The sequence below is a fragment of the Pseudomonas sp. A125 genome (assembly GCF_055409485.1).
Genome location: NZ_JBUZVP010000016.1, coordinates 163,442 through 182,316, shown reverse-complemented (window position 1 = coordinate 182,316; position 18,875 = coordinate 163,442). Strand labels below are relative to the sequence as shown.

The window sequence follows — 18,875 nt, the reverse complement described above, 5'->3', positions numbered from 1 at the left end:
GAACATCTCCCAGTGTGGGAGCCGGTCAGCTGCCACATTGGCTCTTCATGTATCAGCAGAATCAGTGTCTTCCAGAACCTCCTTGCGCGGCCGCCCGCCCTTCTTGCCATTGGCTCGGGCGGCGGCGGATTTGGCGGCGCTGCTCTTGCGACCGTTGTGGGAGGCTACCAGGCTCGTAGCCAGGGCCATTAACGGCTGGCTGGTGGCGATAAGGGCCGTGATGGAAACATCCAGGTCTTGGGCCTCACAACAAAGCGCCTTACCGCCAAAGCCGACCTCCAACTGCTGGAAATCCTGCACGCTGAACCCTTCGAACTCCGGCAAGCCCGCCACTGGCAACATGACGCGGCTGCCGTCGCTGAAGCCAATGGAGAGGCATTCATTTTCATAACGCACGTTGCTGGCGTGAGCGTACACATGCCTTGACTCGCGTCCTCGGTCTATTGCCGTGTCGATACCGGCCTCGGTTATCGGTACATAGGGTAAAACCTTGGCCTTTACGATTTTCTTCATAAATCAATCTCCACAAAACCCGGCGCCCTGACCAGATTCAGAATTGTTTTCTGCCCCACATCCCACAACGCCACATGCCCATCCAGAAAGCTGAAACGAAAGCGCGCATCCCATTCCTTGCCGGCAACATGCACATGGGGCGGGCAATGCTCATCCCTGAAACACCGCAATCACATGTCCTTTGTAAATGCCTACTTTCATCGCAACCCATCCGTTAGGTTATTTGCCGCCAGGTAATACTTTTCATCGTGCAGCCCGACAATCGCTTCCTCCTCCTGGAGTTACCGCCTCAGGCTAGTCGCAGCCGCCAGTTCGGCGAACACTGGGTTGTAACCGCTCATGGAAAGAGTCTCCAACGCCCGGCAGGCTAGCCACCGCGTTACATGCGCCTTCAATTCACGTTCGATAATCGCCCGCTTCCCACCTCGACGATTGACCAAATTAACCATTCAGTACATTTTATCCCCACTGATAAAAACAACAGTGGAGATCCCTCATGCCCCCTATCGTGCTGGTGCTCAACGGCCCCAATCTCAACCTGCTCGGTACCCGCGAGCCTGCTACTTACGGTCACGAAACCCTGGCCGACCTCGCCGCCCTGTGTGGCCGCAGCGCCGAGCAACTGGGCCTGAAAGTCGAATTCCGCCAGACCAACCACGAAGGCGAGCTGCTGGACTGGATCCACGGCGCCCGTGCCCGTTGCGCCGGCATCGTGATCAACCCGGCGGCCTGGACCCACACCTCGGTGGCGATCCGCGATGCGCTGGTGGCCAGTGAAGTGCCGGTGATCGAAGTGCATTTGTCCAACGTGCATGCCCGGGAAGCGTTCCGTCATCACTCGTTTGTGTCGCCAATCGCCAAGGCGGTGCTCGCCGGTTTTGGCAGCCATGGCTATCACCTGGCCCTCGAACATTTCAGCAAGACCTTGGAGGGATGAACACGGTGTCCAAACGTCGAATTCTCGCCGGCCTGATAGGCGCCGGCATCCAGGCTTCCCGCACCCCGGCCCTGCATGAGCACGAAGGTGATGCCCAGGGCTTGCGTTACCTGTATCGGCTGATCGACCTCGATCAGTTGCAGGTGGACACCCGCGCCCTGCCGGACTTGTTGATGGCGGCCGAGCAGATGAACTTCACCGGTTTGAACATCACCTACCCGTGCAAGCAGGCGATCCTGCCGTTGCTGGACGACCTGTCACCCGAAGCACGGGGCATCGGCGCGGTGAACACCGTGGTGTTCCGCAACGGTGAACGCATCGGCCACAACACCGACTGCCTGGGTTTTGCCGAAGGCTTTCGCCGGGGTTTGAACGACGTGGCGCGCAGGCTCGTGGTGCAGATGGGCGCGGGTGGCGCCGGGGCGGCGGTGGCCCATGCCTTGCTGGGCGAAGGCGTGGAGCGCTTGAGTATTTTTGACATGGACGCCGAGCGCGCCCGCAGCCTGGCGGATAACCTCAACCAGCATTTTGGTGCCGGGCGGGCCCAGGCAGGCAATGACCTGGAAAGCGCCATGGCCGAGGCCGACGGCCTGGTAAACACCACCCCCATGGGCATGGCCAAGTTGCCGGGCATGCCGGTGCCGCTGGACACCTTGCGCGCCGACCTGTGGGTGGCAGAGATTGTGTATTTCCCGCTGGAAACCGAACTGCTGCGCAACGCCCGCGCCTTGGGTTGCCGTACCCTGGATGGCGGCAACATGGCAGTGTTTCAGGCGGTGAAGGCGTTTGAGTTGTTCAGTGGGGAAGTGGCGGATGCCGACCGGATGCTTGCACACTTCCAGCGCATGAGCACCCAACCGTAGAAACCGGATCAAAATGTGGGAGCTGGCTTGCCTGCGATGCAAGCACCTCGGTACTTCAGACAAACCGAGTTGATCCTATCGCGGGCAAGCCCTGCTCCCACACAAGCCCGGCTCCCACATTTGTTCGGTGTTAAATTCAGGCCTGCAAGTAGCGCAACACCGACTCGCAGATCATCGCCCGATGCCGCTGCTTGACCGCCTCGTCCGACAACTCGATCTGAAAGATCTCGCTGAAGGTGTGGCGGTTGGACACCCGGTAGAAGCTGAACGAGTTGATCAGCAAGTGCACGTCCAACGGCTCCAGCCCTTCACGGAACACGCCCAGCTCGGCACCGCGGCGCAACGTGGTGCCGAGGGCTTCGAGGATGTTGCTGTTCATTGCCTTGATCGACGTCGACTGCTTCACGTACTCGGCGTTGTGGATGTTCTCGATGCTGACAATCCGCACAAAATCCACGTTCTGATCGTGGTGATCAAAGGTGAACTCCACCAACCGACGGATCGCTTCCCGGGGCTCCAGGGCCGTCAGGTTCATCCGGGTCTCGGTGTTGCGAATGTCGCCGTAGAGCTTTTCCAGCACCTCGACGTAGAGCTGCTCCTTGCTGCCGAAGTAGTAATAGATCATGCGCTTGGAGGTCTGGATACGCTCCGCGATCGCGTCTACCCGGGCGCCGGAAAGGCCCTGGGTCACAAACTCGACGATGGCTTCCTGGAGGATGTTTTCGCGGGTCTTTTCCGGGTTGTTCTTGCGGCTCTTGCGCGGCGCGGTGGCCACGGCAGGGAGCTCGGAGATCAGGGTCATGGTGCGCTCACGGCCTTAGGTGCAGGCGCTGATTATGGGCCGCGCCGCACGCCGAAGGAAGCGCCAGCACCTTACAACCTGGCCTGGCGCACCGCACCGCTGCGGGACTTGGCCATGGCCGCCAGGCGCACCGCCACGTTGGCCGCGCCATACCCGGCATAACCGTTCTTGCGCTGGATGATCTCGAAGAAAAACCGGCCTTCGAACGGTTCGGTGTACACGTGAAACAGCTCACCGCCTTGGGCATCGCGGTCGTACAGCACGTTGTAATACGCGAGCTGGCTGAGGAACTCGTCATCGAAATCAAACCGCGCCGCGAGGTCGTCGTAGTAGTTCAGCGGGATATCCAGCAGCGGAACCCCGGCGTCCTTGGCCCGGCTGACCTCGGCGAAAATGTCCGCGCAGTCGAAGGCAATGTGGTGCACGCCCGAGCCGCGATAGCTCGACAGTGCGTGGGAAATCGCGGTATTGCGGTTCTCGGAAATATTCAGCGGCAGGCGAATCGAGCTGCAACGGCTGCGCAGTGCGCGGCTTTTGACCAGGCCGTAGGGGTCGGGCAACACCACTTCGTCATCGGCTTCGAAGTCCAGCAGGCTTTTATAGAACAGCACCCAGCTGTCGAGGCTGTCGGCGGGCAAGGCCATGGCCATATGGTCGATGCGCAACAGCCCGCCGCTGGCAGCGTTAGCCGGTTGCAGGTTGAAATCGGTGTCGTAAAGGCCGCCTTCGTTCTGGTCCACCAGGTAAATCAGGCTGCCATCCGGTGCGCGTACCGCCGCCAGCTCCAGCTCGTTGGGCCCGACCAGGCCGCGATACGGCTGGCCCTTGTAGGCCACCGCCCGCTCCAGGGCCTTGGCGCTGTCCTTTACCCGGATCGCCGTGGCGCACAACGACGGGCCGTGGGCCTCGAAGAAGTTATGGGCGAAGGAATAGGGTTCGCAATTGAGGATCAGGTTGATATCGCCCTGGCGCAGCAGGCTGACGCTCTTGGAGCGATGCTGCCCGGCCTTGACGAAGCCCAGGCGCTCCAGCCAGGAAGTGAGCTTGGCGCCGAGGTTTTCATCCACGGCAAATTCGAGAAATTCGATGCCGTCGTATTCGCTGGCGGCCGGGGTTTCAAACAGAATCTCGGGGACCGGCGTGGCTTCTTCGGCGAGCCGCTGGCGGGTCTTCTCTTCGAGGTACAGCAGCGAGCGCAGGCCGTCGGCGGCGTTCGCCCGGGTCGGTGCGGCGCGGAAGCCGTCGTTGAAGATTTCCAACGACAACGGCCCGGTGTAGCCGCTCTTGATGATCGGGGCGAGGAAGCCCGCCAGGTCGAATTCGCCCTGGCCTGGGAAGCAGCGGAAATGCCGACTCCATTCCAGCACGTCCATGGCCAGGACGGGCGCGTCAGCCATTTGCACAAAAAAGATTTTGTCGCCGGGTATCTCGGCTATCGCGCTTGGGTCGCCTTTGAGGGACAGCGTGTGGAAGCTGTCGAGCAACACGCCAAGGCTCGGATGATCGATCTTGCGCACCAGGTTCCACACCTGTTGCCAGGTGTTGACGTGTCGGCCCCACGCCAGCGCTTCGTAGCCAATGCGCAGGCCACGGCGGCCGGCGTGCTCGGCCAGCAGGCTCAGGTCATCCAGCAAAATGCTTTCATCACCGACGGAATCGGCTGACGCATTGCTGCACACCAGCACCAGGTCGGTGCCCAGTTCCTGCATCAAATCGAACTTGCGCTCGGCCCGCTCCAGGTTGCGCGCCAGGCGGTCGCGGCGGCAACCTTCAAAATCCCGGAACGGCTGGAACAGGGTGATAGCAATGCCGAGGTCGGCGCACATCTGCCTGACTTCACGCGGGCTGCCGTCGTAATACAGCAGGTCGTTTTCGAAGATTTCCACGCCATCAAACCCGGCAGCCGCGATGGCTTCGAGTTTTTCCGGCAGGGTTCCGCTCAAGGAAACGGTGGCGATGGAGCGTTGCATGGGGCGACTCCCGACATATGAGGCAGGTCTTATTTACGGCAAATTATTGGCCGCTAAACTGTTCACAGCAATTGAAATGTACGAACCAGTTAGTTTTATGGGCGATTATCGAACAGAATGCCAATTCGCGAATTGACGATTTTTTAGCCACTGCGCACCATCGACAGCACATTGAGTGCCGCTCCGGTTGAGTGGCCTTGGTTAACAAGACCCTGAACACACCATAAAAATTTCAAAAAAACGGGTACTTCCTCATGCCTTCGCAAACTCCCGCCGTGGCCGTGCGTCACAGCAATCCCAATAGCGGCATCGGCGACAAAATCCGTGGCGCCATGGCCGTCGGTAAAACCCGCTGGGGCATGTTGGCCCTGGTGTTTTTCGCCACCACCCTGAACTACATCGACCGCGCCGCACTCGGCGTGATGCAACCGATCCTGGCCAAGGAAATGAGCTGGACGGCGATGGACTACGCCAATATCAACTTCTGGTTCCAGGTGGGTTACGCCATCGGCTTTGTGCTGCAAGGCCGCTTGATCGACCGGGTCGGCGTCAAGCGCGTGTTTTTTTGCGCGGTGCTGCTGTGGAGCATCGCCACCGGCGCCCACGGCCTGGCCACCTCGGCGGTGGGCTTTATGGTGTGCCGGTTCATTCTCGGGTTGACCGAAGCCGCCAACTACCCGGCCTGCGTCAAGACCACTCGCCTGTGGTTCCCCGCCGGCGAGCGTGCAGTGGCCACCGGGATCTTCAACGCCGGCACCAACGTCGGCGCGATGATGACGCCAATGCTGCTGCCGCTGATCCTCCATGTGTGGGGCTGGCAGGCGGCGTTCCTGTGCATGTCGGCACTGGGCGGGATCTGGCTGGTGTTCTGGGGTTTGAAGTACTACAACCCGGAAGACCATCCGAGCGTGAAGCAATCGGAACTGGACTACGTGCAGCAGGAAGTCGAACCGGAACAACCCCGCGTGCCGTTCAGCCGCATCCTGCGCATGCGCGGCACCTGGGCCTTCGCCCTCGCCTACTCGATGACCGCGCCAGTGTTCTGGTTCTACCTGTACTGGCTGCCGCCGTTCCTGAACCAGCAATACAACCTGGGCATCAACGTGACCCAGATGGGCATCCCGCTGATCATCATTTACCTGACCGCGGACTTCGGCAGCATAGGCGGCGGGATTCTGTCTTCGTTCCTGATCGGCCGTGGGATGAATGCGATCAAGGCGCGGTTGTTGTCGATGCTGCTGTTCGCCTGCTGCATCGTCGGGGTGATCATGGCGGCCGGTTCCAGCCAGCTATGGGTCGCGGTGTTTGCCATCTCCCTGGCTATCGGCGCGCATCAGGCCTGGACCGCCAACATCTGGAGCCTGGTGATGGACTACACGCCCAAGCACATGATGAGTACGGTGTTTGGTTTTGGCGGCATGTGCGCGGCCATCGGCGGGATGTTCATGACCCAGATCGTCGGCCATATCCTGACCGTGACCAACAACAACTACACCGTGCTGTTCACCTTGATTCCGGCGATGTATTTCATCGCACTGATCTGGATGTACTTCATGGCGCCGCGCAAGATTCCGACCGTCGAGGCCTGAGTTTCCTACCTGCGCCGCTGCTGCCAGGCAGCGGCCAACCCGCTCAGGCAGATCACCCCGATCCCGACCACCGTGGTCAGGTCCGGGGTGTGGTTGAACACCAGCCAGCCCAACAACCCCGCAAACACGATCTGGCAATAGCCGAACGGTGCCAGCAAGGCCGGCGCCGCGAAGCGGAAGGCCTGGGTCAGCATCAAGTGCGCGGTCATCCCGCAGGTGCCCAGCGCCAGCATCAACACACCGTGCCACAAGCTCGGTACTTGCCAGAAGAACGGCACCAGCGCACTCATCACCAGGGTGTTGCACAGCCCGGCGAAGAAATTGCTGGTAGTCGGTGTGTCGTACTTGCTGAGGATGCGCGTAAGCAGTTGGTAGAAGCAGAAGAACAGCGCAGAGGTCAGCGGCAGCAATATCGCCGGGGTGAACAGCTCACCGCCCGGATGCACAATGATCAGCACCCCGATAAACCCGCAAATCACCGCCAGCCATTGGCCACGTGTCACGTGCTCGCCCAACAGCGGCACCGACAGTGCGGTAACCAGGATCGGCGCAAGAAAGTTGACTGCCGTGGCCTCGGCCAACGGGATAAAGTGCAGCGCCGCGGTGAAGAACAAGCTGGTGCCCAGCAGGCACAACGCCCGCGCCACTTGCAACAACGGCCGCTTGCTGCGCAGCACCCGCAAGCCTGATTGCGGCAGGAATATCCCGGCCATCAACAGCGTGTGCACCAGGTACCGGGCCCACACCACCATCACAATCGGGTAAAACCCGGCCAGGTATTTGGACAGCGCGTCGTGGCTGGAAAACAGAAAGGTGGCCACCACAATCAGCAAAATGCCTTTGAGTGGGTGGTTGACGCCGGAAAGTGGGGTGCTGAGGGTCATTGCATTCTCTTGAGTGGCAGGCTGAAATGACCGCCGCATACCGCGGCATAATCTAGAACGGGTGACGCGCCTCGCTCAAGAGCATAACCAAACACTGTTCGAACAGCGCACTAAATTGCGTTTTTCCAGTCCAACGCTCCGCGTCCATCCGCCCATTGCGCGTTTTTTAACCAAGGCCTTCGCACCATGAAAAAAACCCTGTTTATTCTTTCGACCCTTGCGCTGCTCAGTGCCTGCGACAAGCAAGCCGAAACCGCCAAAGCGCCGGCCCCGCCGTCTGTTCAAGCGACCCTGGTACCAGAAGTTCTGCCCACCGATAAATGGGTGGGCAAGTGGATCGGCGTCGAAGGCCTGAACCTGACCATCGCTAAGGACGACAGCATCGGCCGTGGCCACTATGTACTGACCATGAAATACGGCCTGGACGCTGATGACTCCGGCACCTTCAAGGGCGAAGCGTCCGAAGACGGCATTACCTTTGAACGCCCGGACGGCCCACAGATCCTCAGCGCCGGCGACGGCGAAGCCACTGGCCTGAAATGGCTGGCCGACAAAAAGGATTGCCTGGTGGTCGATACCGGCGAAGGTTATTGCCGCGACTGACACAAACTGGACACCCTTCACACCTGTGGCGAGCGGGCTTGCCCCACGTTGGGCTGCGCAGCAGCCCCATAACAGGCAAAAGTGTTCTTTCTGGAAGGTTTCGGTGTTCTTATTGGGATGGCTACGCAGCCCAACGCGGGGCAAGCCCCCTCGCCACCGACAGCCGGACTGGCGCCAACCCTACACACCAACAACACTGAGCTGCAGGTTCATCAAGAGGATTGCCACATGCTATGGAAAAAAGGCCGACGCAGCGACAACGTGGTGGACGCCCGCGATGACAGTGGCGGCGGTGGCGGTGGCATGCGCTTTGGTGGCGGCAAGGGCTTGAGCCTGACGGCGATCGTACTGATCGTCGGCATCGGCTGGCTGACCGGCCAGGACCCGATGCAGATCCTCGGGCAACTCAGTGGCCAGCTCACCGAGCAAGCGCCCTCCGTCAGCCCGCAAACCCGCCAGGCACCGCCCGCCAACGATGAACAGGCCGACTTCGTGCGCGCGGTGCTCGGTGACACCGAAGACACCTGGGCCCAGGTGTTCCAGGAAAACGGCCTGACCTACAAGAACCCCAAATTGATTCTGTTCCGTGGCCGGGTGAACTCCGCCTGCGGTGGTGCCACGTCCGCCAGCGGGCCGTTCTATTGCCCGGCAGACCAGCAGGTTTACCTGGACCTGGATTTCTTCCGGGAAATGTCCCAGCGCTTCAAGGCCGCCGGCGATTTCGCCCAGGCCTACGTAATCGCACATGAAGTCGGGCACCACGTTCAGACGTTGCTGGGCATCTCAGCGAAGATTCAGGCAGCCCGCCAGCAAGGCCGGCAGATGCAAGGCGACGGCGGCCTGCTGGTACGCCAGGAACTGCAAGCCGACTGCTTTGCCGGCGTATGGGCCAACCGTGCGCAAAAGCGCCTGAACTGGCTGGAGCCCGGCGACATTGAAGAAGCACTGAATGCGGCCAACGCCATTGGCGATGACCGCTTGCAGCAACAGGGCCAGGGCCGCGTGGTGCCTGACTCGTTTACCCACGGCACCTCGGCACAGCGGGTTCGCTGGTTCAAGACCGGCTTCGCCCAGGGCCAGATCACTCAATGCGATACCTTTACCGCCAAGAGCCTTTAAATGAATAAACGACTGGGTCTGCTGTTAGGTTTGTTGATCACCTGTTCCACCCCCGCCTGGGCCGCCGAGCATGGCGTCAAGGAAGTCAGCCCCGACCGTTTCCACCTGGACGCTGGCGACCTCAGCGTCGGCTTGAGCCAGGACTGGCGCCAGCCGCTGCCTCACGTCACCCGCGCACTGATCATCGTGCATGGCCGCTTGCGCAACGCGATGACCTACCTGGACAGCGGCGAAAAAGCCGCCCAGGCTGCGGGGCAAAACACCAACACCTTGGTGATTGCGCCACAATTCCTTAACCAGACCGACCTCAAGCGCAACCAGATCGACAGCCAGACCCTGCGCTGGAACAGCAATGACTGGATGGCCGGCGAGCCGTCCACCGGCCCGGGTCAGATCAGCTCCTACGGCGCGCTGGACCAGATCATCAAGCACCTGGGCAACCGCAAGCTGTTCCCCAACCTGAAGGAAATCGTGGTGGCCGGCCATTCCGGCGGCGGCCAGGTGGTGCAACGTTTTGCCCTGACCGGGCATGATCACCCACTGCTGCAAACCGAGGGCATCAGCTTGCGCTATGTGGTGGCCAACCCGTCGTCCTACGCCTACTTCAGCCCACAGCGGCCGGTGAAGTTCGATGTGGCCAGTTGCCCGGGCTTCAACGACTGGAAATACGGCATGCAAAACCTGCCGGCCTACGCCAAGGGGCAAAGTGCCGAGCAGCTTGAGCAGGCGTATGTGTCGCGCAACGTCACTTACCTGCTGGGCCAGCAGGACACCGACCCGAATCACCCGGCGCTGGACAAAAGCTGTGGGGCTGAAACCCAGGGCGCGTATCGCTTGATTCGCGGGCACAACTATTTTGACTACCTCAAGCAGCGGCACCCGCAGTTGGGCCACAAACTGGTTGAAGTACCGGGGGTTGGGCACAACGGGGACGGGATGTTTACTTCGCCTGAAGGGCAGAAGGTGTTGTTCCAATAACCACTGAAGAAACCGGATCAAAAATGTGGGAGCCGGCTTGTGTGGGAGCTGGCTTGCCTGCGATAGCATCACCTCGGCCTAGCTGAAAGACCGAGGTGCCTGCATCGCGGGCAAGCCCGGCTCCCACACAAACCAGCTGCCACAGTTGATCTTCATTGCTGGTGCTAAATCATCCGGCGCAATACCGCGCAATCTTCAGCATGCCAATCCGCCAGCTCCGGCCACGGGTTATCCGGCAAGTTAACCAACACCGTCTTGGTCCCCGCCGCCCGCCCGCAATCCAGGTCAAACCGGTAATCACCGACCATCACCATCTCTTGCGGCGCCACGTCCCACGCCTCAGCCAGCTTCAGCAGCCCACCCGGATCAGGCTTTGGCGGCGCATCATCGCGCCCTAACACGTCCTCAACCGCAAAGCAGTCCGCCAGGCCGATCGCCTGCAACGTCACATGGGCCAGCTCCCGGGCATTGCGCGTCAGGATGCCCAGGCGATAACCCCGCCCGGCCAATTCCCGCACCAACTCCACCGCACCAACAGCCGCCACCGAACCCAGCGCCAACTCACGCTCATGCTCCAGCAACCACGCATGCTTGGCCGACGCTTCATCAGCCGGCAACGCCGCCAGGTGCGTAAGAATGTCGTCAGTCGCCGGAATCTCCAGTGCTACACGAATTGCCGCAAAGTCATGCACGGCCACGGTCAAGGTGCCATCCATGTCGAACACCCAATGCTTCACATCTCCCAGGCTCATGCCCAGTCCTTGCGATGGCGAATCAGGCCTTCCTGCGTGACCGACGCCACCAGTTGCCCGGCGCGGTTGTACACGCTGCCCCGGGAGAACCCACGGGAATTGCCGGCCCACGGGCTGTCCATGGCGTAGAGCAACCAGTCATCGGCGCGCAGGTCGGCGTGGAACCACAGCGCGTGGTCGAGGCTGGCGACTTGCATGTCTTTCTGCCACACCGTCTTGCCATGAGGCAGCAAAGAGGTGGTCAGCAGGCCAAAGTCCGAGGCGTAGGCCAGCAGGTATTTGTGCAGCGCCGGCGAGTCGGCCAAGGCGCCATCCGCACGAAACCACACGTACTTGACCGGGTCGGACGGCTGCGGGTTGTACGGGTCTTTCTCGGTTACAGGCCGCACTTCGATTGGCTTGGGGCACAGCAGCTTTTCGCGCATGTGCTCAGGAATCAGGTGCGCGCGCTGTTGGGTCAGCTCCAGCTCCGACGGCAGGTTTTCCGGGCCGACCACCACGGGCATGGTGGTCTGGTGCTCGAAGCCTTCTTCGTCGTACTGGAACGAAGCACTGCAGGTGAATATCGGGTTGCCCTTTTGGATCGCCGTCACGCGGCGCGTGCTGAAGCTGCCGCCGTCGCGCACCCGGTCCACCGAATACACCACCGGCAATGCCGCATCGCCAGGGCGCAGGAAGTAACCGTGCAGCGAATGCACATGCCGCGTTTCTTCAACGGTCTGGCTCGCCGCCGACAGCGACTGGCCCAGTACCTGGCCGCCGAACAGCTGGCGAAAGCCCAGGTCCTGGCTGCGGCCGCGAAACAGGTTTTCTTCGATCGGCTCCAGGGTCAGCAGGTCCACCAGATCTTCCAACACTTGGCTCATAGAGCATCTCCTACAACAATCTATTGGGCATTCCGGGCTGCTTATCCGTGCAGCGTGTCCAACCATTGGGCGCGGGTGATGCGATACAACACATGATGCCGCACCGGGTCATCGGCTGCGACCTTGGGGTGTTCAAAATCTGCCTGGGGATCGTAATGCATACCGATGGCCTGCATGACTTTTTGTGATGGCAGATTGGCCTCAGTGGTAAACGCGACAATCTCATCCAGCTTCAGCCGGTCAAAACCGCAGCGCAGGGCGGTCCAGGCGGCTTCGCTGGCATACCCCAAACCCCAATGTTCCCTGGCCAGGCGCCAGCCAATTTCCACCGCTGGGGTGAACGCGGCGTCGAAGCTCACATTCAGCAACCCGGTAAGGCCGATGAATTCGCCGCTGTCCTTGCGCTGCAAGGCCCACAGGCCAAAACCATACTCGGCAAAATGGCCGCGAATGCGCCCGATCAGCGCGGCGCTTTCCAGGCGGCTCAGGGTGGCCGGGAAATAACGCATCACCTGTGGGTCGGCGCACATGCGCGCAAACTCCGGCAAGTCGGCATCACTCCACTGTCGCAGCACCAGGCGTGCGCTTTCCAATTCCAGTATCGGCTCCATTGGTCCCCCTCCCTTGCCATGTGCGTGAGTGTAACGCGCTGTTAAGATCCGTCGCTGGTTCCCGTCAGAAATCGCCATGCCCTTGCCACTGATCTACCACGACGACTACAGCCCCGAGTTCCCGGCGGACCACCGCTTCCCCATGGACAAATTCCGCCTGTTGCGTGACCACCTGGTGGAGAGCGGCCTGACCCGGGACAGCCAATTGCTGCGCCCGCAACTGTGCCCCGCCGAGATTCTGGCCCTGGCCCATGAACCTGGGTATATCGAACGCTACATGAGCGGCGAGTTGTCCCGTGAAGACCAACGGCGCCTTGGCCTGCCCTGGAGCGAAGCCCTGGCCCGGCGCACCGTACGCGCGGTGGGCGGCTCGCTGCTGGCTGCCGAACAGGCGCTGGAACACGGCCTGGCCTGCCACCTGGCCGGCGGCACCCATCACGCCCACTACGACTACCCGGCGGGTTTCTGCATCTTCAATGACCTGGCGGTGATCAGCCGCTACCTGCTGGCCAGCGGGCGGGTCAACCGAGTGCTGATCTTCGACTGCGATGTGCACCAGGGCGACGGCACCGCGCGCATCCTGCACGACACACCGGACGCAATCACCGTGTCCCTGCACTGCGAAAAGAACTTCCCCGCCCGCAAGGCCGAAAGCGACTGGGACATCCCGCTGCCGATGGGCATGGGCGACGCGGATTACCTCAAGGTGGTGGACGATGCCCTGAACTATCTGTTGCCGCTGTATCAGCCCGACCTGGTGCTGTACGACGCCGGCGTGGATGTGCACAAGGATGACGCCCTCGGCTACCTCAAGCTGACAGACGAAGGCGTGGCTGCCCGTGACGAAAGCGTGATGCGTCACTGCCTGGGCCGCGATATCCCGGTGGTCGGCGTGATCGGCGGTGGCTATAGCAAGGACCGCCCGGCCCTGGCCCGTCGCCACGGGATCCTGCACCACAGTGCGCAGCGCGTCTGGACGTCATCAGGCTGTCATTGAGTGATGCACGTTACCCACAATCGCTGTGGAACTGCCTGTGGATAACCTGAGTGAAAGCCCCTGCACGCCATAACCTGCGTGCCCTGCAAGCCGCTGTACGTTTTTTGATCAGGCAGCGTCGCCGTCCTCGGGTAGAATGCTCGGCCTACTTTGCCGAACCGCAGTTATCCCCATGCCCCAGACTCAAACCTCACCTCACGTCATCATCATCGGCGGCGGCCCCGCCGGGCTGATGGCCGCCGAAGTGTTGAGCCAGGCCGGGGTGCGAGTCGACCTGTACGACGGCATGCCGTCGGTGGGCCGCAAGTTCCTGCTGGCGGGCGTGGGCGGCATGAACATCACCCATTCCGAACCTTACCCGGCGTTTCTGTCGCGCTATGCCGAGCGGGCGCCGTTCATGGCGCCGTTGCTGCGTCAATTCGGTGCCGACGCGTTGTGCGAATGGATACACGGGCTGGGGATTGAAACCTTTGTCGGCAGCTCCGGCCGGGTATTTCCTACCGACATGAAAGCCGCCCCGCTGCTGCGCGCCTGGCTCAAGCGCCTGCGGGACCAGGGCGTAGTTATCCACACCCGCCATCGCTGGCTGGGCTGGCATGCCGACGGCAGCCTGCTTATCCACAGCCCCGAAGGCGACAAAAGCGTACGCGGTGATGCGGTGCTGCTGGCGTTGGGCGGCGGCAGTTGGTCACGGCTGGGCTCGGACGGGGCCTGGCTGAAGCTGCTGGAAGACCAAGGCGTGCCATATGCGGCGCTGCAACCGAGCAATTGTGGCTTCGAGGTGTCGGCCTGGAGCGAGTTGATGGTCAGCAAATTCGCCGGGGCACCGTTGAAAAACGTCGCCATCGGGTTGGCGGACGATAAACCCAGGTTGGGTGAATGCGTGATCACCGCCACGGGTATCGAAGGCAGCCTGATCTACGCGTTGTCGGCGCCGATTCGTGAGGCGATCAACCGGGATGGTTCGGCCACGGTGCATATCGACCTGCTGCCCAGCAAGCCGCTGGACAAGGTGATTGCGGCGCTGGGCAAGCCACGCGGTTCCCGCTCGATGAGCAAGCATTTGCACAGTCAGTTGGGATTGGATGGGGTAAAGGCGGCGCTGTTGCGGGAGTTGACGCCGGCCGAGCATTTCAATGATCCGGCGCAGTTGGCGGTGGATATCCAGGCGCTGCCTTTGAGGCTGGTTAAAACCCGACCGATCGATGAAGCCATCAGTACAGCGGGCGGTGTGCCGTTTGAAGTGCTGGATGAACGGCTGATGATCAAGCAACTACCGGGCGTATTTTGCGCGGGCGAGATGCTGGATTGGGAAGCACCCACGGGCGGGTATTTGCTGACGGGGTGTTTTGCCAGCGGGCGGGTTGCTGGGCGTGGTGTATTGGAATGGTTGAACGCCAACTGATTACCTGTGGCGAGGGAGCTTGCTCCCGCTGGGCTGCGTAGCGGCCCCAAAAAAAGCGGGAGCGCTGCGCACTCCAGCGGGAGCAAGCTCCCTCGCCACAGTGACCTTACTTCTTCTTACGCGGGCCGGTGTTAAACGCAGGCACCTTGCGTACCGGCTTGATCGAAGGCTCTGCCACCGACACCTCACCACTTTCCACCCACTTGCCCAGGTTGCGCTTGCCGCCACCGGAGGCCTTGGGTTTCTTCGGCTTTTTCGGCTTCTTCACCACCTGCCCCGTGGCATCGGTATCCGGCACGCGATGCTCCGGTTCAAAATCCTGCTCCATATTCCGGGTCAACGTCTGACGGGTCAGCATCTCAATGGCCGACAGCATGTTCACCTCATCGGCACACACCAGGGAAATCGCCTCACCGGTGTTGCCCGCACGCCCGGTACGGCCGATGCGGTGAATGTAATCCTCGGCCACGATCGGCAGGTCAAAGTTGACCACCAGCGGCAAGTCTTCGATGTCCAGGCCACGGGCTGCCACGTCAGTAGCCACCAGGATCTGCACGTCGCTGCTCTTGAAGCGATCCAGCGCGCGCTGGCGAGTCGCTTGTGGCTTGTCGCCGTGAATCCCGTCGGCATTGATGCCCAGGCCCTGGAGTTTTTCGACCAGCGCGTCCACGCCGTTTCGAGTCTTGGCGAACACCAGCACCTGCTTCCAGCGGCCCTTGCGCATCAGGTGCACAAACAGCTCCGCCTTGCGCTTCTTGTCCACCGGCACCACCCATTGCTTGACGGTGTTGGCGGCGACGTTGCGCGGGCTGACTTCGACGGTCAGCGGGTCAATCAGCATCTGCCCGGCCAACTGGCGGATCTCGTCGGAGAAGGTTGCGGAGAACAGCAGGGTCTGGCGCTTTTTCGGCAGCATGCGGTAGATGTTCGCCAGTTCTTCGGAGAAGCCCAGGTCGAGCATGCGGTCGGCTTCATCCAGCACCAGGGTTTGCAGCTGGTTGAGCTTCAGCGCGTTCTGGCGGAACAGGTCGATCAGGCGGCCAGGGGTGGCGACCAGCACATCAACGCCCTTGCGCAGCTTCATCATCTGCGGGTTGATGCTCACGCCGCCGTACACGGCGTAAGTGGTCAGCGGCAAGTTTTGCGCGTACTCGGCGACGCTGGCGTGAACCTGCTCGGCCAGCTCGCGGGTCGGGCACAGGATCAGCGCACGCACCGAGTTGGCGCTGACTTTCGGCCCTTCCATGGTCAGCAGTTGCAGCAGCGGCACGGCGAAACCGGCGGTCTTGCCGGTGCCGGTCTGGGCCGCAGCCATCAGGTCGCGACCGGCCAGTACCGCCGGAATGGCTTGCGCCTGCACCGGCGTCGGGGTCTGGTAGCCAAGCGTCTCAAGGGCGCGCAGCAAGGGTTCGATCAGGCCAAGTGTGGCGAAAGTCATGGAATTACCGTAGGAAAAGTTCAGCGCAAGGTCGCAATGCGCCGCAGTTTACCCTAAAACCGGTTTCGGCTTTCGCCACTGTGGCAGGCTGATCAGCAGCACCGCGCTGATGATCACCAACATCGCCAGGGCTTCTTCCGTGCCGATGGTCTCGCCGACAAACACGATACCCAGCAACACCGCCACCGCCGGGTTGACGTAGGCATAGCTGGTGGCTGCGGCCGGGCGCACATGCTTGAGCAGGTACATATAGGCATTGAAGGCGATAATCGAACCGAACACGGTCAAGTACGCCAGGGCCAGCCAGCCTTCCAGCGGCGGCATGGCCTGCAGGTGTTCGCCACTGACGGCACTGAGCACCAGCAGCACCGCACCTGCGATCAGCATCTCCGCCGCGCTGGCCATGGCGCCCTGGGGCAGCGGCAAGTGCTTGCTCCACACCGACCCAAAGGCCCAGGCCGCCGCCGCAAAAATCAGCAAGGCTGCGCCGCTCGGGCTCGACTGCAGGTTGGAGCCCATATTGAGCATGGCGATGCCGATAATCCCCAGCACTACCCCGGCCCATTCCAGGCGGGTATTACGCGCGCCCCAGAAATAGCCGCAGAGCAGGGTAAACAACGGCACGGTCGCCACCGCCAACGCGGCAACCCCGGAAGCCACACCCGTATGTTCGGCCACACTGACCGCGCCGTTACCGAAGGTCAGCAGCAAAATGCCGATCTTGGCGGCGGCCTTCCACTGCACCCAGGTCGGCGCCGGCGCCCCGCGCCAGCGCAGGAAGGCATACATCAGCGCGCCCGCCGTCATGAAGCGAATCCCCGCCAGCAACAACGGCGGCCAGTACTCCACGCCAATGCGAATCACCAGGTAGGTAGACCCCCAGATCACGTACAACGCAAAAAAGGCAGCGATCAACGGTAAGGGAAAGCGACGTGGGCCAGGCATTGGGCAAGCTCTGCGGCAGGACAAAGGAGCGTTATTTTAGAAATCCCCGGCAGTAAACATAAGTTACAAAACCTGTTTAAAGCGCCAGTACACTTTTCAAAACATGGTTATCAAGGCTATAAACCGTGGATTCGAAAGCCACGTGTTCCTGGAGCCTTATCATGGACAAATACGACCGCATGCTTCTCAGCGCCCTGCTGGACGACGGCCGCGCGTCCTACGCGCAATTGGCGCGCACGGTGAACCTGTCGGCACCTGCCGTGGCCGAGCGAGTGGCGAAGCTGGAAGCCAGCGGGGTGATTACCGGGTACCAGGCCAAGGTCGACCTGTCGAAGGTGGGGTTGCCGATCCAGTGCGTGATTGAGTTGCGCCTGACCAATCATGGGAGCCAGAAGGTTTACGACGCGCTGGCGGAAATTCCGGAGTTGACCGAATGCCATCGGGTGACCGGGGATCCGTGCGTGATCATGCAGGCGGCGGTGGGTTCGATGCCGGAGCTGGAGAGCCTGATTAACCGGGTGGCGAAGTTCGGGTTCAGCAAGACCTCGATCATCTTGTCGAGCGCGATAGAGCGGCGGGTGCCGTTGGGGCAGTTGGAAGGGAATGGGAGGAGTGGTGGGTGATCTATCGCCATCGCGGGCAAGCCCGGCTCCCACCCTTTGATCGCATCCAGCCCAGGCGGCGCGCTCAAATGTGGGAGCTGGGCTTGCCTGCGATGACGTCAGTGGCTTCACCACTTTCATTTTTTCGAAGATGCCCTGGTATGGGCGGCAGCTTCAGAAAGCTCACCGAGGTTTTTCAGATAAATAGCGGGGTTTTGAGAGGGGGCCGCTTCGCGGCCCAACGGGGGACAAGCCCCCTCACCACAACAAGCCCCCTCACCACAACAAGCCCTCTCGCCACAACAAGCCCCCCACAATAAGCCCCATCACCACAGGGGGCCCCTCTTCACAGAAAGTATCCAACCATAGGGAATGGTGCAGGAATCAGAACCCGCGATGCTTCTTCAGGTGATCATTGATCTTCGCCGCCGGAACCTTTTGCAAGCTGCACAGCAATTCGTGTGACAACTCCCGCAACCCATGGGTGCGGCGCAGTTCCTGGGCCAAGTGAGCGGTCAGGTTCGCCGCCATCTCCGCATCCGCCATCGCCCGGTGAGCTTTGCCGGTGTGGGGCAGTTGGGCAAATGAGGTCAGCGTGCCCAACTTGTGATTCGGCGCCGCCGGCATCAAGCGCCGCGCCAATAACAGCGAACAGGCAAACTTCTGCAAACGGGTACGCCGGATCAACCCCAGCTCGAAATCCCAGAACTTCTGGTCAAACGCGGCGTTGTGCGCCAGCAACGGCGTGGTGCCGACAAACTCGTTCACCTCGTTCATCACCCGCTCCGCCGACGGCGCGGTGCGCAGCATGGCGTTGCTGATGCCGGTCAGTTGCTCGATAAACCCCGGCACGCGCACGCCGGCGTTCATCAGGCTCTGGTAGCGGTCCACGATCTGGCCCTGCTCCAGGATGACCACGGCGATTTCAGTGGCCCGGCAGCTGCTGCTCGGCTGGATGCCGGTGGTTTCAAAGTCGATGACCGCTATACGTTCCAAACCTG

General features: G+C 61.5%; 19 protein-coding genes and 1 pseudogene. 9 read left to right on the top strand and 11 right to left on the bottom strand.

Annotated elements, in window-relative coordinates; all coding sequences use genetic code 11:
• Positions 1-45: 45 nt before the first annotated feature.
• The gene (locus ACZRN6_RS21950; protein WP_464008830.1) at positions 46-513 is read right to left on the bottom strand and encodes a DUF2442 domain-containing protein; all 468 of its coding nucleotides are present in this window, start codon (positions 511-513) and stop codon (positions 46-48) included.
• A gap of 56 nt (positions 514-569) precedes the next feature.
• Positions 570-714 (bottom strand): annotated as a pseudogene (locus tag ACZRN6_RS21945) (DUF4160 domain-containing protein); the annotation flags it as partial.
• 295 nt (positions 715-1,009) lie between these two features.
• Here ACZRN6_RS21945 and aroQ point away from each other — a divergent pair.
• Positions 1,010-1,450 (top strand): type II 3-dehydroquinate dehydratase, encoded by a 441-nt coding sequence (gene aroQ / locus ACZRN6_RS21940; protein WP_322147653.1) that lies wholly within the window; start codon positions 1,010-1,012, stop codon positions 1,448-1,450.
• On the top strand, positions 1,447-2,313 hold the full coding sequence (locus ACZRN6_RS21935) for a shikimate dehydrogenase (protein ID WP_464008829.1): 867 nt from the start codon (positions 1,447-1,449) through the stop codon (positions 2,311-2,313). Before aroQ ends, ACZRN6_RS21935 begins: the two co-directional genes overlap by 4 nt.
• A gap of 136 nt (positions 2,314-2,449) precedes the next feature.
• On the opposite strand, the gene ACZRN6_RS21930 is transcribed toward ACZRN6_RS21935, so the two are convergent.
• Both ACZRN6_RS21930 and quiC read right to left on the bottom strand, forming a co-directional pair.
• Positions 2,450-3,115, bottom strand: coding sequence for a TetR/AcrR family transcriptional regulator (locus ACZRN6_RS21930; protein WP_322147655.1), 666 nt, complete (start codon positions 3,113-3,115; stop codon positions 2,450-2,452).
• Between the two features lie 71 nt (positions 3,116-3,186).
• Entirely contained in the window at positions 3,187-5,085 is a 1,899-nt protein-coding gene (gene quiC / locus ACZRN6_RS21925; protein WP_464008828.1) for a 3-dehydroshikimate dehydratase QuiC, read from the bottom strand.
• Between the two features lie 254 nt (positions 5,086-5,339).
• On the opposite strand from quiC, the gene ACZRN6_RS21920 reads away from it, so the two are divergent.
• Positions 5,340-6,674 (top strand): MFS transporter, encoded by a 1,335-nt coding sequence (locus tag ACZRN6_RS21920; protein WP_322147658.1) that lies wholly within the window; start codon positions 5,340-5,342, stop codon positions 6,672-6,674.
• A 5-nt stretch (positions 6,675-6,679) separates the two neighbouring features.
• Here ACZRN6_RS21920 and ACZRN6_RS21915 read toward each other — a convergent pair whose 3' ends face one another.
• Positions 6,680-7,558, bottom strand: a complete 879-nt coding sequence (locus tag ACZRN6_RS21915; RefSeq protein ID WP_464008827.1) for a DMT family transporter — start codon at positions 7,556-7,558, stop codon at positions 6,680-6,682.
• Positions 7,559-7,744: 186 nt separating this feature from the next.
• Between ACZRN6_RS21915 and ACZRN6_RS21910 the strand changes: the two genes are divergently transcribed.
• From ACZRN6_RS21910 to ACZRN6_RS21900, 3 genes are all read left to right on the top strand, one after another.
• Positions 7,745-8,161, top strand: a complete 417-nt coding sequence (locus ACZRN6_RS21910; RefSeq protein ID WP_464008826.1) for a hypothetical protein — start codon at positions 7,745-7,747, stop codon at positions 8,159-8,161.
• Positions 8,162-8,389: 228 nt separating this feature from the next.
• On the top strand, positions 8,390-9,280 hold the full coding sequence (gene ypfJ / locus ACZRN6_RS21905) for a KPN_02809 family neutral zinc metallopeptidase (protein ID WP_003215526.1): 891 nt from the start codon (positions 8,390-8,392) through the stop codon (positions 9,278-9,280).
• The gene (locus ACZRN6_RS21900; protein WP_464008825.1) at positions 9,281-10,258 is read left to right on the top strand and encodes an alpha/beta hydrolase; all 978 of its coding nucleotides are present in this window, start codon (positions 9,281-9,283) and stop codon (positions 10,256-10,258) included.
• Between the two features lie 164 nt (positions 10,259-10,422).
• Here the strand turns inward: ACZRN6_RS21900 and ACZRN6_RS21895 are convergent, their stop codons facing one another.
• The 3 genes from ACZRN6_RS21895 to ACZRN6_RS21885 are packed head-to-tail and all read right to left on the bottom strand — an operon-like array spanning position 10,423 to position 12,487.
• A complete protein-coding gene (locus tag ACZRN6_RS21895; protein ID WP_322147663.1) occupies positions 10,423-11,010 on the bottom strand; it encodes an HAD family hydrolase in 588 nt (195 codons plus the stop codon).
• Positions 11,007-11,876 (bottom strand): acyl-CoA thioesterase II, encoded by an 870-nt coding sequence (tesB, locus tag ACZRN6_RS21890; RefSeq protein WP_010174840.1) that lies wholly within the window; start codon positions 11,874-11,876, stop codon positions 11,007-11,009. The genes ACZRN6_RS21895 and tesB overlap by 4 nt, the downstream gene beginning before the upstream one ends.
• Before the next feature lie 41 nt (positions 11,877-11,917).
• Positions 11,918-12,487, bottom strand: a complete 570-nt coding sequence (locus ACZRN6_RS21885; RefSeq protein ID WP_322147664.1) for a GNAT family N-acetyltransferase — start codon at positions 12,485-12,487, stop codon at positions 11,918-11,920.
• 76 nt (positions 12,488-12,563) lie between these two features.
• On the opposite strand from ACZRN6_RS21885, the gene ACZRN6_RS21880 reads away from it, so the two are divergent.
• Together ACZRN6_RS21880 and ACZRN6_RS21875 are read left to right on the top strand one after the other, a co-directional pair.
• Positions 12,564-13,484 carry a histone deacetylase family protein gene (locus ACZRN6_RS21880; RefSeq protein ID WP_322147665.1) on the top strand — a complete coding sequence of 307 codons (921 nt, stop codon included), beginning with the start codon at positions 12,564-12,566 and terminating at the stop codon, positions 13,482-13,484.
• 172 nt (positions 13,485-13,656) lie between these two features.
• Positions 13,657-14,889 (top strand): TIGR03862 family flavoprotein, encoded by a 1,233-nt coding sequence (locus ACZRN6_RS21875; RefSeq protein ID WP_464008824.1) that lies wholly within the window; start codon positions 13,657-13,659, stop codon positions 14,887-14,889.
• Between the two features lie 106 nt (positions 14,890-14,995).
• Here the strand turns inward: ACZRN6_RS21875 and ACZRN6_RS21870 are convergent, their stop codons facing one another.
• Both ACZRN6_RS21870 and yedA read right to left on the bottom strand, forming a co-directional pair.
• Positions 14,996-16,327 carry a DEAD/DEAH box helicase gene (locus ACZRN6_RS21870; RefSeq protein ID WP_322147667.1) on the bottom strand — a complete coding sequence of 444 codons (1,332 nt, stop codon included), beginning with the start codon at positions 16,325-16,327 and terminating at the stop codon, positions 14,996-14,998.
• A 48-nt stretch (positions 16,328-16,375) separates the two neighbouring features.
• Positions 16,376-17,272 carry a drug/metabolite exporter YedA gene (gene yedA, locus ACZRN6_RS21865; protein WP_322147668.1) on the bottom strand — a complete coding sequence of 299 codons (897 nt, stop codon included), beginning with the start codon at positions 17,270-17,272 and terminating at the stop codon, positions 16,376-16,378.
• Between the two features lie 161 nt (positions 17,273-17,433).
• Between yedA and ACZRN6_RS21860 the strand changes: the two genes are divergently transcribed.
• Entirely contained in the window at positions 17,434-17,895 is a 462-nt protein-coding gene (locus ACZRN6_RS21860; RefSeq protein WP_322147669.1) for an Lrp/AsnC family transcriptional regulator, read from the top strand.
• Positions 17,896-18,258: 363 nt separating this feature from the next.
• On the opposite strand, the gene ACZRN6_RS21855 is transcribed toward ACZRN6_RS21860, so the two are convergent.
• On the bottom strand, positions 18,259-18,870 hold the full coding sequence (locus ACZRN6_RS21855; protein ID WP_017476222.1) for a 3'-5' exonuclease: 612 nt from the start codon (positions 18,868-18,870) through the stop codon (positions 18,259-18,261).
• Between the last annotated feature and the right edge of the window lie 5 nt (positions 18,871-18,875).

Excerpts from the sequence above, each read along its gene's own strand:
- yedA (WP_322147668.1), bottom strand. The coding sequence starts at position 17,272 with ATGCCTGGCCCACGTCGCTTTCCCTTACCGTTGATCGCTGCCTTTTTT.
- ACZRN6_RS21900 (WP_464008825.1), top strand. The coding sequence starts at position 9,281 with ATGAATAAACGACTGGGTCTGCTGTTAGGTTTGTTGATCACCTGTTCC.
- quiC (WP_464008828.1), bottom strand. The coding sequence starts at position 5,085 with ATGCAACGCTCCATCGCCACCGTTTCCTTGAGCGGAACCCTGCCGGAA.
- ACZRN6_RS21935 (WP_464008829.1), top strand. The coding sequence starts at position 1,447 with ATGAACACGGTGTCCAAACGTCGAATTCTCGCCGGCCTGATAGGCGCC.
- ACZRN6_RS21860 (WP_322147669.1), top strand. The coding sequence starts at position 17,434 with ATGGACAAATACGACCGCATGCTTCTCAGCGCCCTGCTGGACGACGGC.
- ypfJ (WP_003215526.1), top strand. The coding sequence starts at position 8,390 with ATGCTATGGAAAAAAGGCCGACGCAGCGACAACGTGGTGGACGCCCGC.
- ACZRN6_RS21930 (WP_322147655.1), bottom strand. The coding sequence starts at position 3,115 with ATGACCCTGATCTCCGAGCTCCCTGCCGTGGCCACCGCGCCGCGCAAG.
- ACZRN6_RS21910 (WP_464008826.1), top strand. The coding sequence starts at position 7,745 with ATGAAAAAAACCCTGTTTATTCTTTCGACCCTTGCGCTGCTCAGTGCC.
- ACZRN6_RS21885 (WP_322147664.1), bottom strand. The coding sequence starts at position 12,487 with ATGGAGCCGATACTGGAATTGGAAAGCGCACGCCTGGTGCTGCGACAG.
- ACZRN6_RS21950 (WP_464008830.1), bottom strand. The coding sequence starts at position 513 with ATGAAGAAAATCGTAAAGGCCAAGGTTTTACCCTATGTACCGATAACC.
- ACZRN6_RS21895 (WP_322147663.1), bottom strand. The coding sequence starts at position 11,010 with ATGAGCCTGGGAGATGTGAAGCATTGGGTGTTCGACATGGATGGCACC.
- ACZRN6_RS21915 (WP_464008827.1), bottom strand. The coding sequence starts at position 7,558 with ATGACCCTCAGCACCCCACTTTCCGGCGTCAACCACCCACTCAAAGGC.
- tesB (WP_010174840.1), bottom strand. The coding sequence starts at position 11,876 with ATGAGCCAAGTGTTGGAAGATCTGGTGGACCTGCTGACCCTGGAGCCG.
- aroQ (WP_322147653.1), top strand. The coding sequence starts at position 1,010 with ATGCCCCCTATCGTGCTGGTGCTCAACGGCCCCAATCTCAACCTGCTC.
- ACZRN6_RS21920 (WP_322147658.1), top strand. The coding sequence starts at position 5,340 with ATGCCTTCGCAAACTCCCGCCGTGGCCGTGCGTCACAGCAATCCCAAT.
- ACZRN6_RS21875 (WP_464008824.1), top strand. The coding sequence starts at position 13,657 with ATGCCCCAGACTCAAACCTCACCTCACGTCATCATCATCGGCGGCGGC.
- ACZRN6_RS21880 (WP_322147665.1), top strand. The coding sequence starts at position 12,564 with ATGCCCTTGCCACTGATCTACCACGACGACTACAGCCCCGAGTTCCCG.
- ACZRN6_RS21870 (WP_322147667.1), bottom strand. The coding sequence starts at position 16,327 with ATGACTTTCGCCACACTTGGCCTGATCGAACCCTTGCTGCGCGCCCTT.